Origin of the sequence: Microbacterium sp. ZW T2_14, assembly GCF_044987405.1 — a bacterium.
GTDB lineage: Bacteria > Actinomycetota > Actinomycetes > Actinomycetales > Microbacteriaceae > Microbacterium.
On the sequence record NZ_JBJDRK010000042.1, the window covers coordinates 26,673 to 42,841 of the forward strand.

The following is a 16,169-nucleotide window of genomic DNA, read 5'->3' on the forward strand; positions in this document are numbered from 1 at the left end:
CCTTTTCTCATGCCCTTCGGTAGGTTGCCGATTGCCGGATAGTTTGTCGTCAGCGAGAGGACCACAGTGATCAACGAGAACACCGGGCGCCGTCGCGTCCTTCTGAAACTGTCCGGCGAGGCGTTCGGCGGCGGCCAGCTGGGTGTCAACCCCGACGTGGTCAGCCAGATGGCACGGGAGATCGCTGCGGCGGTGGACCGGGTCGAGATCGCCGTCGTCGTCGGCGGCGGCAACTTCTTCCGCGGCGCCGAGCTGAGCCAGCGCGGCATGGACCGCGGTCGCGCCGACTACATGGGCATGCTCGGCACCGTGATGAACGCCCTCGCCCTCCAGGACTTCCTCGAGCAGGCCGGAGCGGCCACGCGTGTGCAGTCCGCGATCTCGATGACGCAGGTGGCCGAGCCCTACATCCCGCGCCGCGCCGAGCGCCACATGGAGAAGGGGCGCGTCGTCATCTTCGGCGCGGGCGCCGGCCTCCCGTACTTCTCGACCGACACCGTCGCCGCGCAGCGTGCCCTCGAGATCGACGCGCAGGAGGTCCTCGTCGCGAAGAACGGCGTCGACGGCGTGTACACGGCGGATCCGAAGAAGGATGCCTCGGCCACGATGATCGATCGCATCACCTACCTCGACGCGCTCCAGCGCGGGCTCAAGGTCGTCGACTCGACGGCGTTCAGCCTCTGCATGGACAACCGCATGGACATGAGGGTGTTCGGCATGGAACCGGCGGGCAATGTGACGAGGGCGCTTCTGGGCGAGCCCATCGGCACGCTCGTCACGGCGTGAACACGTCGCCGCCGATACACTTGACCAGCCCCACCTACCTGAAGGAGACACTGTGATCGCGGACGTCTTGGCCGATGCCGGAGTGCGCATGGACCGCGCTGTCGAGGCTGCGAAGGAGGACTTCGCGTCGGTGCGCACCGGACGCGCGAACCCCCAGCTGTTCCAGAAGGTCCTCGTCGACTACTACGGCAGCCCGACGCCGCTCGCGCAGCTCGCGTCGATCAACAACCCCGAGGCGCGCACCCTCATCATCACGCCGTACGACAAGTCGGCGCTGAAGGCGATCGAGCAGGCCATCCGCGACATCCCGAACCTCGGGGTGAACCCGACGAACGACGGCAACCTCGTGCGCGTCACGATGCCGGAGCTCACCGAGGAGCGCCGCAAGGAGTACGTGAAGCTCACGCGCGGCAAGGGCGAAGACGCCAAGGTCCACGTGCGCGGCATCCGCCGGAAGGCGAAGGACGACATCGACGCGCTGAAGGGCGAGGTCGGCGAGGACGAGCTCGGCCGCGCCGAGAAGGAGCTCGACGCGCTCACGCGTGCCCACGTCGACGCGATCGACGAGGCGCTCAAGCGCAAAGAGGCCGAGCTCCTCGAGGTCTGAGGTCCAGCCATGACCGACTCATCGGACCCGCCGCGCGGTGACGAGCCCGCCTCTCCGCAGACGCGGCGCGAGGCGGGCGACGTGCGTCGCGCGGCAGAGGCTCACGACAGCGAGCCGGCGCTGCAGGCGCATCTTCGGGCCGCCCGCAGCGAGCTCGAGAGCCAGGTCGCGCAGGCGAGGGCGGACTTCGAGGAGGCGAACGAGCGCATCAAGGAGCGCACCGGACGCGATCTCATCGTGGCGACCCTCATCGGGCTCGCCATCGGCGTGGCGCTGCTCGGCTCGTTGATCTTCGTGAAATGGGCCTTCGTCCCGTTCGCCCTGGCCGCGGCACTGCTCGCGATCTTCGAATTCGGCCGCGCCCTGATCGCGAGCGGTCGCCGCGTCGACCTCGTCCCGCAGCTCCTCGTCGGCACGGCGGTCGTGCTGTCGGCCTACTTCGCGGACGGGTGGCTGCACTGGGTGGTGCTGTTCGTCGCCCTCGCCTTCCTGGTGGTCTGGCGCCTGGTCGCCCAGATGGCGTCCCATGACGGGCGCACGTACGCCCAGGTGCTCGGTGACGTCCTGCTCGCCGCCTTCCTGCAGCTGTATGTCGCGTTCCTGGCCAGCCTGTGCCTGGTGCTGCTGAGCAAGGACGGCGGCGAGTGGTGGGTGCTGTCCTTCATCATCGTCGCGGTGGCTGTGGACACCGGCGCATACGTGGCCGGCATCTCGTTCGGCAAGCACCCGATGGCACCGCGCATCAGTCCGAAGAAGACCTGGGAGGGATTCGCGGGCGCCGCGCTGGCAGCCACGGTCGCCGGTGTGCTCGTCGGCCTGTTCATGCTCGGCCTCGATTGGTGGATGGGAGCGGTCTTCGGCATCCTGATCCTGGCCACCGCGACGGTCGGCGATCTCGGCGAATCCATGATCAAGCGCGATCTCGGCATCAAAGACATGAGCTCCTGGCTGCCGGGCCACGGTGGCGTCCTGGATCGGCTGGATTCGATCCTGCTGTCCGTTGTGGCAGCGCTGACCCTCTACTACCTCTTCACTCCGCTGGTGGCATCATGACGGCATCCGAGACGACGTCGCGCACCTCGTTCCCCGAAGTACGAGGTCGCGAGAAGGGCTACGACAAGCAGCCCGTCGACGAGTTCCTGGCTCGGGCCCGCGCATCGTTCGAGCAGGGCAGCGAGCAGCTGACGTCGGCCGACATCCGCCAGGCCGCGTTCCCCCTGGTGCGGCACGGCTACGCGATCGCATCGGTCGACGCCGCCCTGGGCAGGATCGAGGACGCGTTCGCGGCACGTGAACGGTCCTCCGCGATGGCCGTCGTCGGTGCGCGTGCCTGGGTCGGCCACACCCGCGAGCTCGCACAGGAGGTGCTCGACCGCCTCTCGCGCCCGACGGGCCACCGCTTCGATCGCGTGTCGCGGCTGCGGTACGGCTACCGCGTCGCGGAGGTCGATCTGGTCAGCGACAAGCTCGCGCGCTTCCTCGAGTCCGGGGATGCCGTCACCGTCGAGCAGGTGCGCGCGGTCGCCTTCCGCATGCAGCGCGGAGGCTATCGCGAGACCCAGGTCGACGCCGTGCTCGATGCCGTCGTCGAGGTGATGCTCGCCGTCAAGTGAGACGCGCGGGCCTCCGATGGCACGTCGTCGTACCGGTATGCGAGAATCGGGGCACTGTGACTTCTGGAAACGAGCTGCACCCGACCAGACGCGCCCGTCGTCACGAGGTGTCGACACGGCCGACGGGCCGGGTCCTCTCGTCCCCGGCGGCCGCGCCGGCGGCAGCGGCGCGCGTGTCTGCGCGGCCGACCGCCCGGTGGTCACGCCGCCGCGGGGTGCTCGGGGCGTTCGCCGCGTTCGCCGTGCTGGGCTTCGTCGTCGCCTACATCGGGCCGACCGGCCTCGCGCTCGCCCAGGCCAGTGTCGAAGAGGAACCGCACGTGTCGCTGTACGCCAGCTCGCTCGACGACGTCCAGTCGATCGCCGGCGATGAGAGCCTGGCCTCGGCGGAGCCTGCGACGCTCGACCGCGGCGGGTACTCCGTCTACGTGAAGCCGAAGCCGACGCCGACGCCGACCGTTGCGCCGACCCCCGCCTCGTCGGGCGGTGGCTGGCGTCCGCCGTTCGTGACACCCGATCCGGGGACCGCGCAGGCCATCGCGTACGACATGGTGCGCGCCCGCGGGTGGGGCGACGATCAGTTCGCGTGCCTGGTGGCCCTGTGGAACAAGGAGTCGGGCTGGCGGGTGAACGCCTATAACGCGGGCAGCGGCGCCTACGGCATCCCACAGGCCCTGCCGGGCAGCAAGATGGCGACCGCCGGCGCCGACTGGGAGACCAACCCCGCGACGCAGATCTCCTGGGGTCTCGGCTACGTCGGCGGGCGCTACGGCACACCGTGCGGGGCCTGGGACCACTCTCAGCGCACGGGCTGGTATTGAGTCGTGCCGAGGTCCAACCGCCGTCGTCCTGGCTCGAGCGGCGACGGGTCGTTCGAGCGACTCCTCGCCGGCTGGAAGCGCAGCGAGATGCGGCGCGGCGTGGAGTGGATCGTGCAGCCCGTCTCGACCGCTCAGGCGCAGAAGGCGTACACGTGCCCGGGATGCGGTCGTCAGATCGATATCGGGGTCGCACATCTGGTGGCCTGGCGCGCGGACGGGGTGCTGGGCGATGCCGCCGACCTGGCAGCTCGTCGGCACTGGCATCAGCACTGCTGGAAGGTGGCATGACATGGAGATCCGCGGACCGATGCTGCTGCCCGCGCGGCGGGAGGAGGTCGAGCTCGAGACGCTCGACGGCCTGAGCCTCGTGGGCGAGCTCGCGTTGCCGGAGGACCGGGAGCCGGTCGCGACGCTCGTGACGCTGCATCCGCTCCCGACCGCCGGCGGATTCATGGACTCGCACATCATCCGCAAGGCGGCCGGGCGGCTTCCCGCTCTGGCGGACCTCGCGGTCCTCCGCTTCAACACCCGCGGCACCACGTCGCCGCGCGGCACGAGCGACGGCTCGTTCGACGGCGGCCGTGCCGAGGCTTTCGATGTCGCGGCGGCCATGGACTTCGTCCACAGTCGCGGCCTGCCGCGCCCCTGGCTGGTCGGCTGGTCGTTCGGGACCGAGCTCGCCCTCAAGTACGGCCGTGACCACGCGATCGAGGGTGCGGTGCTGCTGTCGCCGCCGCTGCACCGGGCGACTGCGGAGGAGATCGCCGCGTGGGCGGGGGATGACAGGCGGCTGATCGTGCTGGTGCCCGAGTTCGACGACTATCTGCGACCGGACGCCGCGGCCGAGCGCTTCGCGAGCGTGCCGGGCGCGGTCCTGATCCCGGTCGAAGGCGGCAAGCACCTGTGGGTGGGGGAGAACCAGACACGCCGGGTGCTGACCGAGATCGTCGCGGCCGTCAATCCCGATGCACTGCCGCTCCCACTGGAGTGGCACGGTCCTGTCGCCGCAGAGGGCTGACCAGCACGGACGCCACCACACCCCAAGGTGCGGGGAGGGCTCGCCCTGACGTCAGCGCTCGTTCTGGCGGGGGATCACGACCTGGCGATAAATGATCAGGATGCTGGCGGCCACGGGGATCGCGACGAGCGCGCCGAGCAGCCCGAGCAGTGAGCCACCCGCGAGCGCGGCGATCACGACGACCGCTCCCGGCACCGACACGGCCCGGCCCATGATGCGCGGCGAGATGACATAGGCCTCGATCTGCATGTAGATCAGGTAGTAGATGGCGGCGATCAGGGCGGTGGTCGGTGAGCCGACAACGAGACACGTCAGCACGATGATGATCGAGCCGGTGAGCGTGCCGACGAGCGGGATCAGCGAGAAGAAGAACGCGATGACCGCCAGCACGGCGGGGAACGGCGCCTTGATGATCGACAGGAAGATCGCGCTCAGCACACCGTTGATGAGACCGAGCGTCACCTGACCGATGACGTAGTAGCCGACGGAGTCGGTGATCTGCTCGCCGAGGTCCATGAAGCGGGCACGCTTCGATGCCGGCACCAGCTGATAGACCGACCGCTTCAGGCTGGGCGTGGAGGCCGTGAAGTAGATGGTCAGGATCAGCACGATGAAGGCGCCGGCGAAACCGGCGACGAGCGCACCGATGATCGTGATGATGCTGCCGCCGACCTCGCTGCCGATGGCCCCGACATCGAGCGACGCGTACCAGTCCTCGATGTAGCTCCAGACCTCATCGACGTTGAGCGCCGGGAAGACGGTGTGCAGCCAGTCCTGGATCGCTCCGACGGGGTCGTCGAACATGCCGTCCTCGGCCAGTTTCTGGATGGCCGCCACCAGCTGCCCGATCTGCTGCACGATGATCGGCACCACCATGAGGATGATGCCGGCGAAGACGGCCAGCACCCCGAGGATCGTGATGAGCACCGCGGCCCAGCGGGGGAGCTTGCGTCGCTCGAGCCAGGCGACGATCGGGTCCAGGCCCAGGGAAAGGAACAGGGCGGTGCCCACGTACAGCAGGATGGTCTGGAGGTTCTGGATGCTGCCGATGAGGAGCAGTCCGAGACCGACACCCAACGTCGCGAGCAGCGCGGTGCGGAACGGGCTGTGCAGCTTCATCGAGTCCCCCTGCCGATCGACTTCGTGCCGATCCGATCGTGTCCGCCCAGGATACGCATGCCATGCGCCCAGTCCGTGGAATGCTCCCTCCCACGCGCCTCCCAGGTCATCCCCGCTAGTCTGAAATGTCGAATCGAAGGTTCGCGCTTCGTGTGCGCGTCCGGGAAAGGTGTTCTTCGTGCGTTTCGTGTGGGCGGTGCTGGCGTTCGTCCTCGCCACCGTGATGATCGGTGCGGGTATCGCTCAGCGGACGATCTTCCAGGGACCTCGGACCGAGACGGCGACGATCTCGGTCGAAGAGAAGACGCCGTACCTGTTGATCGACGGCGCGGTCCTCACCCAGATGCCCGGCACGCAGACGCTGCGCGCCCAGGCCGACGGCGATCTCTTCGCCTCCTACGGCCGCACGGCCGACATGGAGGCCTGGCTTTCCGACACGACGTACACGCACGTCACGCTGAAGGGTGACGGCAAGGTCGAGACCGCGGTCGTGGAGCCGGAGGTCGATGCCATCGCCGGTGCGACGCCGGAAGCCCCCGCCGAGGGCGCCGCGCCGGAGGACACAGCCGCTGATGCATCGTCGGATGCCGCGCCCGCCGCCGGCCGCAGCCCCGTGGGTTCGGATCTCTGGCTGGATGAGTACCAGCAGAAGGATCTTCTGATCGCTCCGCTGCAGCTGCCGGAGGAGATGAGCGTGCTTGTCGCCGCCGACGGCACCGCACCCGCGCCGAGCAAGGTGACCGTGACCTGGCCGCTGCAGAGCTCGACGCCGTGGGCGGGTCCGCTGATCGTCGGTGGCGGCATCCTCATGGCCATCGGCGTGTTCCTCTACATCCTCGGCATCCGTCACGCCCGCCGGAAGCGCGGGCCGCGCCGCAAGGGGCTGCCGCTGCCTGTGACCGAGCCGATCGACATCGCGGTCGATGGCGATGGCGATGGCAAGGGCGTGATCAGCAGCACCCCGAACTCGCGCCGTGCCGTCGCGAGCGGACGCCGTGCGTTCGCCGTCCTGCCTGTCATCGCCGTCTCAGCCCTGCTGTTCACCGGCTGCTCCGCCGACGCCTGGCCCCAGCTCGCACCCTCGGCGACGCCGTCCCCGACGGCGACGGTGATCGCGCCCGAGGGCCAGCAGGCCCCTGCGGTCACCAAAGCGCAGGCTGAGCGCATCCTCACCCGGATCGCCTCGACCGTCGCCGATGCCGACGCGGCGCTCGACGGCGACCTCGCCGACACGCGCCTGGAGGGGGCCGCGCTGGCCGCCCGCGACACGAACTACAAGCTGCGCGCCGCGCTCCCGGACCACCCGGCTCCGCCGCCCATCCTCTCCAAGCCCCTCGAGATCGTGCTGCCCCAGGCGTACGACGAGTGGCCGCGCTCGGTGATCGCGGTCGCCGACGACGAGGAGTCGAAGACGTCGAGCATCATGGTGCTGACGCAGCAGGATCAGTGGGCCGACTACAAGCTCGCCTACGTCGGCAGCCTCGAAGCGTCGACGTCGTTGCCGGATCTGGCGCCCTCGTACATCGGCGCTCCGGCTGTCGAACCCGACTCTCCCTTCCTCGTGATGCCGCCCGACGAGCTCGCAGCAGCGTACGCCGACGTGATCAACAACGGCGAAGCCAGCCCCTCCTACGAGCTCTTCGAAGTCGACGGCGACCAGTTGCGGACGAGCATCGCCGCCGACCGGGAGCGCCGGCTCGCGGACTTCAACACGACCGCCGCCGGGACCGGACAGCTCGTGTTCACGTCGGCGGCGGGGCCGCAGGTGCCCTACGCGCTGCAGACCGTCGAGAGCGGGGCCATCGTCGCGGTGAACATCAACGAGATCGAGACCGCGACGCCCACGGTCCCGGAAGCGGTGATCAAGTCCGGCGAGAAGAATCCGTCCGTGAAGACCCTCGCCGGCGCGGAGCAGTCGCCGACAGGGTTCGAGACCACCTACAGCGATCAGGTGTTCTTCTACGTGCCCGGCCCCGGGTCCAACGAGAAGATCCGCCTGCTCGGTTACTCGTCCGACATCCTCGATGCGAAGGTTCTTCCGTGACCGATCCCACTCTGGGCGCCTCGCTGCGCGGTGCCGTCGACCTGTCCACCCTGCGCAATCGGCCGGCATCCGCCGGACCGGCTGCCTCCGGACCGGCGGTGGCCGGTGACAACGCTCCCGTCCCCGGCGCCGGCGTCCTCGTGCCGTCCCTGGTGCTCGACGTCACCGACGAGACGTTCCCCCAGGTGCTCGAGCTGTCACGGACCGTTCCCGTGGTCGTCGACCTGTGGGCCGAGTGGTGCGGCCCGTGCAAGCAGCTGAGCCCCGTCCTCGAGAAGGTGGTGCTCGAGCTCGGTGGTCGGCTCGTCCTGGCGAAGGTCGACGTCGACGCCAATCCGCAGCTGTCACAGGCGTTCCGGGCGCAGTCGATCCCGATGGTCGTCGCCCTCGTGGCCGGGCAGCCGGTGCAGATGTTCACCGGAGCGGTGCCGGAGCAGCAGGTGCGCGAGGTGTTCGCGCAGCTCCTCCAGCTCGCGGCGCAGAACGGCGTGACCGGCTCGGCCGCCGTCGACGGTGAGGCCGCGGAAGAGGCGCCCGCCGAACCCGCGCTGCCGCCGCTGCACGCCGAGGCCTTCGAGGCGATCGAGGAGGGCGACTACGCTCGCGCCGTCCGCGCGTACGAGAAGGCCCTCGCCGAGAACCCCCGCGACGCCGAGGCGCGCGCCGGACTCGGACAGGTGCAGCTCCTGCTCCGCGTGCAGGGCGTCGATCTGCAGGCGGCACGTGCGGCCGCGGCGTCCGCTCCCTTGGACATCCCCGCCCAGCTGACCGTGGCCGACCTCGACATCACGGGCGGACACGTCGAGGATGCGTTCGCGCGCCTGCTCGATCTGTTCGCGCAGCTGCCGGCGGACGAGCGCGCGCCGGTGCGTGAGCGGCTCGTGGAGCTGTTCGGGCTGGTGGGTGACGCGGATCCGCGCGTCATCGCGGCGCGCGGTCGCCTCGCCTCGCTGCTGTTCTGAGGACGCAGCTGTTCTGACAGCGGGGCTGTTCCGAGGGCTGTCCGCTCAGCCCTGCGTGGGCGAGGGGATATGCGCACTCGTCTCGTGACGCAGCCACAGCACACCCAGCGGCGGCAGCACGAGAGATGCGCGGCCACTCGCGCCCGCGTGGACGACGCCCAGGTTCCCGGCGCCCGACCCTCCATACGCCTGCGCGTCGGTGTTCAGGATCTCGTGCCAGACGCCGCTCTCGGGCAGGTCCAGCTCGTACGACGTCAGCGGCTGGCCCGAGAAGTTGGCCACCACCACGATCGTGTTGCCGTGCCAGTCGCGCCGTGCGAACGCGATGACGTTCGGGTTCCACGTGGGGGAGCCGATCCGGGTGAAGGCCGCACCGTCGCTGTCACGCGCCCACAGGGCGGACTGCTCGCGGTACACGCGGTTCAGAACGCCGACGAACTGCTGCAGCTGGGCGTGCGTGGGCTGATCGAGCAGCCACCAGTCGAGTGAGCGTCCCTCGGACCACTCCGAGAGCTGACCGAACTCCTGGCCCATGAACAGCAGCTGCTTGCCGGGGTGGCCCCACATGTAGGCGAGGAACGCACGCATGTTCGCGAGCTGCTGCCAGTGGTCGCCCGGCATCCGGCCGAACAGGCTTCCCTTGCCGTGGACGACCTCGTCATGGCTGATCGGCAGCACGTAGTTCTCGCTGAACGCGTACACGAACGAGAACGACAGCTCGCCCTCGTGGTGCGCCCGGTAGATCGGATCGCGCTTGATGTACTGGAGCGAGTCGTTCATCCAGCCCATGTTCCACTTGAAGCCGAATCCGAGGCCCGCCTGGCTCGTGGGAGCCGTCACACCGGGGAAGCTGGTCGACTCCTCGGCGATCATCGCGATGCCGGGATAGCGCTTGTACGCGGTGGCGTTGACCTCCTGCAGGAAGCGGATCGCCTCGAGGTTCTCGCGACCGCCGTGCACGTTCGGCGCCCACTCGCCCTCGTTGCGCGAGTAGTCGAGGTACAGCATCGAGGCGACGGCGTCGACGCGCAGTCCGTCGACGTGGAACTCCTCGAACCAGTACAGGGCGTTCGCCACCAGGAAGTTGCGCACCTCGCTGCGGCCGTAGTCGAAGATGTAGGTGCCCCACTCGCGGTGCTCGCCACGGCGGGGGTCGGCGTGCTCGTACAGCGGCTCGCCGTCGAACCGGGCCAGCGCGAAGGCATCCTTCGGGAAATGGCCCGGAACCCAGTCCATGATCACGCCGATGCCGGCCTGGTGGAGCCTGTCGATGAGGTACCGCAGGTCGTCGGGGTGCCCGAACCGGCTGGTGGGCGCGTAGTAGCCGGTGACCTGATAGCCCCACGAGCCGCCGAAGGGGTGCTCGGCGAGCGGGAGGAATTCGACGTGGGTGAATCCCTGCCCGGTGACGTAGTCGATCAGCTCGTCCGCGGCGCCTCGGTAGGTCAGTCCCTGACGCCAGGAGCCGAAGTGCAGCTCGTAGACCGACATCGGCCGCGACACGGGGGTCGAGCGGGCGCGCTCCGCCAGCCAGGCGGTGTCGCCCCAGGAGTAGGACGAGCCGACGACGACGGATGCCGTGGCCGGAGGCACCTCGGCGAACCGGGCCATCGGATCGGCCTTGAGCGCCCATTCGCCGGAGCGCCCCCGCAGCTCGAACTTGTAGGTCGTGCCCTGGCCGATGCGCGGCACGAAGATCTCCCACACGCCGCTCGCGCCCATGGAGCGCATGGCGTGGCCCTGGCCGTCCCACCCGTTGAAGTCGCCGACGACCCGCACCGCGCGCGCGTTGGGCGCCCACACGGCGAAGGCGGTGCCCATCGTGCCGTCGTGCTCCCGTTCGTGCGCGCCGAGCGCGCGCCACAGCTCTTCGTGGCGCCCTTCTGCGATCAGATGCAGGTCGAGCTCGCCGATCGTCGGGGTGTGACGGTACGGGTCGTCCGCGACGTAGTCCGGTCCCTGCGCGTACGTGGCGAGCAGTTCGTAGCGGGCCAGCCCGCCGGCGCGCGTGCCCTCCCAGATCCCGGCCCGCACGTGCTCGAGCGGCACGCGCGTGCCGTCGGCGAAGACGGCCGTGACACTCCGGGCGAGGGGCCGGCGGGCGCGGATCGTCCACGTCGCCGTGCCTTCGGCATCCGTGTCGGGATGGATGCCGAGCACGGCGTGAGGGTCGTGGTAGGTGCCCGTCGAGACGGCATCGAGGATCTGGTCGGAGAGCGTCATCGCGGCCCTTTCACATGGAGGATATGGACCGGCTCGGTGAACGCGTCCAGCATCACGTAGTTGTGGTCCGCCCACGTCCATCGGGCGCCGGTCACGAGGTCTTCGACCTCGTACGGCGAACCGGGCTCGACGCCCCAGATGCGGGTGTCGAGGTGGACCATGGTCTGGCGCACCGAGTGGGGATCGGTGTTGACCACGACGATGATGGTGTCGCTGCGACCGTCGGGCGAGAGCGCCGCGTCGAGGTGCTTGGCGTAGACCAGGATCGCGTCGTCGTCGCTCCAGTGGACGCTGAGGTTGCGCAGCTGGCGGAGTGCGGGGTGCGCGCGACGGATCTCGTTGAGCCGCGCGAGGAACGGGGCCAGCGAATCGCCGTGCTCGACGGCGCCGGCCCAATCCCGGAACTTGTACTCGTACTTCTCGTTGTCGATGTTCTCCTCGGAGCCCGGGCGCGCCACGTTCTCGTAGAGCTCGTAGCCGGCGTACACGCCGTAGCTCGGTGCCGCGGTGGCCGCGATGGCGGCACGGATGCGGTAGGCGGCGCGCCCACCGAACTGCAGGTACTCGGTGAGGATGTCGGGCGTGTTGACGAAGAGGTTCGGACGGAGGAAGTCGTCGGTCTCGTGCGCGAGCGCGGACAGGAACTCTTCGAGCTCGGTCTTGGTGTTGCGCCAGGCGAAGTACGTGTAGCTCTGCTGGAAGCCGGCGGCGGCGAGACTCTGCATCGGCGCAGGCCGCGTGAACGCCTCGGCGAGGAAGACCACGTCGGGCTCCTCCGCGGTGATGGTGGCGATGAGCCACTCCCAGAACTGCAGCGGCTTCGTGTGCGGGTTGTCCACGCGGAAGATGCGCACTCCCTGCGCTATCCAGTGGCGCACGATCCGGAGCACCTCGGCACGGATGCCCGCCGGATCGTTGTCGAAGTTGACCGGGTAGATGTCCTGGTACTTCTTCGGCGGGTTCTCGGCGAACGCGATGGAGCCGTCGGGGAGCGTCGTGAACCACTCGGGGTGCGCGGCGACCCAGGGGTGGTCGGGCGCCGCCTGCAGGGCGAGATCGAGGGCGACCTCGATCCCCACGGCGCGCGCGCTGCGCACGAACGCCCGGAAGTCGGCGAGCGTGCCGAGGTCGGGGTGGACCGCGTCGTGTCCCCCGGCTGCCGAGCCGATGGCCCACGGAGAGCCGGGATCTTCCGGACGGGCCTCGAGCGTGTTGTTCGGCCCCTTGCGGTTCACGGTGCCGATCGGATGGATCGGCGGCAGATAGAGGACGTCGAAGCCCATCTCGGCCACCGCCGGCAGCCGTTTGGCTGCGGTGCGGAAAGTGCCGCTCTTCACGGTGCCGTCCTTGAGGCGGCGGGCGCCCTCGGAGCGGGGGAAGAACTCGTACCAGGCGCCGACACCGGCGCGCTCCCGCTCGACCAGGAGCTCGAAGTCGTCGCCGATCGTTTCCAGCGACATGAGGGGGCGCGCCTCGAAGAAGTCCGCGATCGCCGGATCCTCGACGATGGCGAGCGCTCCGATGTCGTCGACGGCGGAGTCCCGGAGTGATGCCGCCGCGGCGCCGAGTGCGCGCCGTTCGGCCGCCGGGCGCCCCTTCTCGGTTCCGGCGCGCTCGAAGAGCAGAGCTCCGAGCTCGCGCATGACCGCGGCATCCACACCCGCCGCGATCTTGACCGAGGCGGCATGCTCCCACGTCGCGAAGTCGTCGCCGAAGGACTCGAAGCGGAAGTGCCAGATGCCCTGCTCGAGCAGCGCCACTTCGGTCTGCCAACGGTCGAATCCGTCGTTCAGCGCGTGCAGGCGATGCAGCGATTCGTCTCCGGACGGCGAGAAGAGACGCACCTGCACGCCGATGCGATCGTGTCCCTCGCGGAATGCCGTGACGCGGAACGGCACGACCTCGCCGTGGAAGGCCTTGGGTCGGTAATCACCCCAGGGGACGGCCGGTGACGGCTGAGCGAGGGGAACACGCCGCGCTGCGGTGTCGCGTTCTGCCTGCCAGGCACGGATGTCGCGGACAGGGAGGGCCGAGGCGCTCCGCCAGGGGCGGGAGCGCTGAGAGCGCGTCGTCGTGACCACGTGTCGAACCTATCGCGCGTCCGACCGGGATGACAGCGACGTGACGGCGGGCCGCCGCCGGATCGCAGCCGGTCTACTCGGCACGGAAGAGGCGCATGGTCGTGCCGGCGAGGGCGATCGCGTCGCCGGGCGCGAAGACCGGCTGGGCCTCGGACGGCGTCTCGTCGGCGCTGGACCACAGCGATGCGTACCGCGTCACGCCGTCCACGTCCGGCAGCGTGACGGTGGTCGGCCGCTCAGTGCCGTGGATCATGAGGAGGACGCGGTTGAACCCCTCGAACTCGGGCGTCGAGGCGGCCACGTACTGCAGCGTGCGGTGCGCGGGGTCGGTCCACCGCTCGATCGACATGGTCTGGCCGTTCTCGTCGTACCACTCCATGACGGATGCCGACGGCGTGCGTTCGCCGAGCCGCGCGAAGCGGCCGGGGCGCAGGGCCGGGTTCTCCCGGCGCAGTCGCAGGAGGTGACGCACATGCGCGTACAGATCCCGCTGCCATGGGGCGTGCTCCCACGACAGCCAGGTGAGCGCGGAGTCGTGGCAGTAGGCGTTGTTGTTGCCCCGCTGCGTGCGTGCGAACTCGTCGCCCGCCGTCAGCATGGGCACGCCGGCCGAGAGAAGGAGCGTGCCGAGCAGGTTGCGCATCGCCTTGCGTCGCGTGGCGAGGATCGCCTGGTCGTCCGTGGGGCCTTCGGCACCGTGGTTGAAGGAGCGGTTCGTGTCGGCGCCGTCGCGGTTGTGCTCCCCGTTGCCGACGTTGTGCTTGACGTCGTACGAGACCAGATCACGCAGCGTGAAACCGTCGTGCGCCGTCACGAAGTTCACTCCCGCGAGAGGGCCGCGCTCGTCGGCGAAGGTGTTCGCCGAGCCGGCGAGGCGGTTCGCGAAGCCGCCGATCCCGACGGGCGAGGTGGACGCGCGCCGCGCGTAGTCGACGTCGCTCAGCCAGAAGTTGCGGACGCGATCGCGGTAGCGGTCGTTCCACTCGCTCCAGCCGTCCCCGAAGTTGCCGGTCTGCCAGCCGCCCATGCCGACGTCCCACGGCTCTGCGATCTTCTTGACACCCGCCAGTGCGGGGTCGTCCACGATCGCGCGCAGCAGCGGGTGCTCCGGCGTGAAGACATGCGTCCGGTCGCGGCCGAGCGTCGCGGCGAGGTCGAAGCGGAAGCCGTCGATCTGCACGTCGTTCGCCCAGTACCGCAGCGAGTCCAGCACCAGGCGGGCCGCGGCATCCGTCGAGGTGTCCAGGGAATTGCCGCAGCCGGTGACGTCGATGTACACGCCGTCGTCCTGCTGGCGGTAGTACGCGCGGTTGTCGATGCCGCGCAGGCTCGAGCGGGGACCGCCGATGCCTTCTTCGGCGGTGTGGTTGTAGACCACGTCGAGGATCACCTCGAGCCCGGCCTCGTGGAGGAGGCGCACCATGCCCTTGAACTCCCGCAGGACCGCCTCAGGGCCTTGGCGACGCGCGTCCTCCGTGGCGTACGCGCCGTGCGGGGAGAAGAATCCGAGCGAGTTGTAGCCCCAGTAGTTCGCGAGACCGTGCTGGAGCAGTCTCGGCTCCGTGGCGAAGGCGTGGACCGGGAGGAGTTCGATGCTCGTGACGCCGAGGTCCAGGAAATGCTGGACCATGGCGGGATGGGCGAGCCCGGCATACGTCCCGCGCAGGGCTCCGGGAACATCGGGATGCCGCTTCGACAGGCCCTTGAGGTGGCCCTCGTAGATGACGGTGCGGTCCAGCGGGACCGCGGGCTTGGAGACGCCGCCCCAGTCGAACGACCCCTCGACGACGGCCGATCGCCACCCGTCGTAGCCGGTGCGGTCGAGGCCGCGCGCGTACGGGTCGAGCAGGAGCGTGCCCCGGTTGAACGTGTTGCCGGCACCCGGAGGGCCGTCGACGCGGATGGCATAGCGGACACCCGGGCGCAGCAGAGGAGTCGTGACCTCCCACACCCCGCCGCCGATCGCGGCGAGCGGCTCGGTCGCCGTGATCCAATCGAGGTCCGTGTCGTCGAACACGACGAGGTCGACGGCGTCCGCCGCGCCGGACCAGACGCGCAGCCGGCCGCCGTCGGCATCCAGCACGACACCCAGCCCGTCGAGCTGCGGGCTCAGCAGCGCCGCGGCTGGCGGCGAGAGGACGGACTGCGGGCTGACCATGCGGACTACCATAACCATGGTCCGAGTCGGACTTGTTACGAGACCCGGTCCCGTGCTCCTTGAGACTCGGGTGCAGCCGTGGGGACATGATCACGAGGGGGATCAGGGCGATGGGCGATCTGCGCGTGTATCTGGACCACGCGGCGACGGCGCCGCTGCGGCCCGAGGCACGGGATGCCTGGCTCGATGCGGCCACGACGGTCGGCAACGCGTCGTCGATCCACGGTGCCGGCCAGCATGCGCGTCGGGTGCTCGAAGAGTCGCGCGAGCGGCTCGCCGCGGTGATCGACGCGGATCCGATCGAGATCGTCTTCACCTCCGGTGGCACCGAGGCCGTGAACCTCGCCGTCAAGGGTCTGTGGTGGGCGCGCCCCACCGATGCGGACGCTGTCGTGCTGCCGGACGGCGAGCATCACGCGACGCTCGACGCCGTGGGGTGGCTCGAGACCCAGGGCGCGCGGGTGCGTCATGTCGGCATCGACGCCGTCGCCCGCATCCGGCCCTCGGCCTTCGCCGCAGCACTCCCGGGCGCCGCTCTCGCCACCGCTCTGGTCGCCAACAACGAAGCCGGCACCGTCAACGATGCCGCAGCGCTGGGCGCGGCGGCGACAGAGGCCCGCGTGCCGCTGCACATGGATGCCGTCGCCGCATTCGGGCACGTGCCGGTGTCGTTCCGGGCGTGGCGCGGCGAGGCCCGCGGACGCGCTGGTCTGGTCGCGCTGAGCGTGTCGGCGCAC

General features: G+C 69.7%; 14 protein-coding genes. 10 read left to right on the forward strand and 4 right to left on the reverse strand.

The window, feature by feature from the left end; translation table 11 throughout:
- Window positions 1-66: 66 nt before the first annotated feature.
- Genes pyrH through ACI3KY_RS14430 form a run of 7 tightly spaced genes read left to right on the forward strand, consistent with a single transcriptional unit; the run spans window position 67 to window position 4,845 of the window.
- Window positions 67-786: a UMP kinase gene (gene pyrH, locus ACI3KY_RS14400; protein WP_194415218.1), complete on the forward strand. Its 720-nt coding sequence runs from the start codon at window positions 67-69 to the stop codon at window positions 784-786.
- 52 nt (window positions 787-838) lie between these two features.
- Window positions 839-1,393: a ribosome recycling factor gene (gene frr / locus ACI3KY_RS14405; protein ID WP_404930844.1), complete on the forward strand. Its 555-nt coding sequence runs from the start codon at window positions 839-841 to the stop codon at window positions 1,391-1,393.
- A gap of 9 nt (window positions 1,394-1,402) precedes the next feature.
- On the forward strand, window positions 1,403-2,446 hold the full coding sequence (locus tag ACI3KY_RS14410; protein ID WP_404930845.1) for a phosphatidate cytidylyltransferase: 1,044 nt from the start codon (window positions 1,403-1,405) through the stop codon (window positions 2,444-2,446).
- Complete coding sequence (locus ACI3KY_RS14415; protein WP_404930846.1) at window positions 2,443-3,006, forward strand: DivIVA domain-containing protein; 564 nt, start codon at window positions 2,443-2,445, stop codon at window positions 3,004-3,006. Before ACI3KY_RS14410 ends, ACI3KY_RS14415 begins: the two co-directional genes overlap by 4 nt.
- Window positions 3,007-3,062: 56 nt before the next feature.
- Window positions 3,063-3,827, forward strand: a complete 765-nt coding sequence (locus tag ACI3KY_RS14420; protein ID WP_404930847.1) for a lytic transglycosylase domain-containing protein — start codon at window positions 3,063-3,065, stop codon at window positions 3,825-3,827.
- Between the two features lie 3 nt (window positions 3,828-3,830).
- Window positions 3,831-4,115 carry a hypothetical protein gene (locus ACI3KY_RS14425; protein WP_404930848.1) on the forward strand — a complete coding sequence of 95 codons (285 nt, stop codon included), beginning with the start codon at window positions 3,831-3,833 and terminating at the stop codon, window positions 4,113-4,115.
- A gap of 1 nt (window position 4,116) precedes the next feature.
- Window positions 4,117-4,845, forward strand: a complete 729-nt coding sequence (locus ACI3KY_RS14430) for an alpha/beta hydrolase (protein ID WP_404930849.1) — start codon at window positions 4,117-4,119, stop codon at window positions 4,843-4,845.
- Window positions 4,846-4,896: 51 nt separating this feature from the next.
- On the opposite strand, the gene ACI3KY_RS14435 is transcribed toward ACI3KY_RS14430, so the two are convergent.
- Complete coding sequence (locus tag ACI3KY_RS14435; protein WP_404930850.1) at window positions 4,897-5,964, reverse strand: AI-2E family transporter; 1,068 nt, start codon at window positions 5,962-5,964, stop codon at window positions 4,897-4,899.
- A gap of 178 nt (window positions 5,965-6,142) precedes the next feature.
- On the opposite strand from ACI3KY_RS14435, the gene ACI3KY_RS14440 reads away from it, so the two are divergent.
- Together ACI3KY_RS14440 and ACI3KY_RS14445 are read left to right on the forward strand one after the other, a co-directional pair.
- Window positions 6,143-8,008, forward strand: coding sequence for a glycosyl transferase (locus ACI3KY_RS14440; protein WP_404930851.1), 1,866 nt, complete (start codon window positions 6,143-6,145; stop codon window positions 8,006-8,008).
- Window positions 8,005-8,970, forward strand: a complete 966-nt coding sequence (locus ACI3KY_RS14445; protein ID WP_404930852.1) for a tetratricopeptide repeat protein — start codon at window positions 8,005-8,007, stop codon at window positions 8,968-8,970. Before ACI3KY_RS14440 ends, ACI3KY_RS14445 begins: the two co-directional genes overlap by 4 nt.
- Before the next feature lie 45 nt (window positions 8,971-9,015).
- On the opposite strand, the gene glgB is transcribed toward ACI3KY_RS14445, so the two are convergent.
- From glgB to glgX, 3 genes are all read right to left on the reverse strand, one after another.
- Window positions 9,016-11,193, reverse strand: a complete 2,178-nt coding sequence (glgB, locus tag ACI3KY_RS14450) for a 1,4-alpha-glucan branching protein GlgB (protein ID WP_404930853.1) — start codon at window positions 11,191-11,193, stop codon at window positions 9,016-9,018.
- On the reverse strand, window positions 11,190-13,205 hold the full coding sequence (locus ACI3KY_RS14455; RefSeq protein WP_404930855.1) for a maltotransferase domain-containing protein: 2,016 nt from the start codon (window positions 13,203-13,205) through the stop codon (window positions 11,190-11,192). Before ACI3KY_RS14455 ends, glgB begins: the two co-directional genes overlap by 4 nt.
- A gap of 142 nt (window positions 13,206-13,347) precedes the next feature.
- Window positions 13,348-15,432: a glycogen debranching protein GlgX gene (gene glgX / locus ACI3KY_RS14460; protein ID WP_404930854.1), complete on the reverse strand. Its 2,085-nt coding sequence runs from the start codon at window positions 15,430-15,432 to the stop codon at window positions 13,348-13,350.
- A 119-nt stretch (window positions 15,433-15,551) separates the two neighbouring features.
- On the opposite strand from glgX, the gene ACI3KY_RS14465 reads away from it, so the two are divergent.
- The coding region (locus tag ACI3KY_RS14465; RefSeq protein WP_404930856.1) for an aminotransferase class V-fold PLP-dependent enzyme at window positions 15,552-16,169 on the forward strand (618 nt) is incomplete at its 3' end.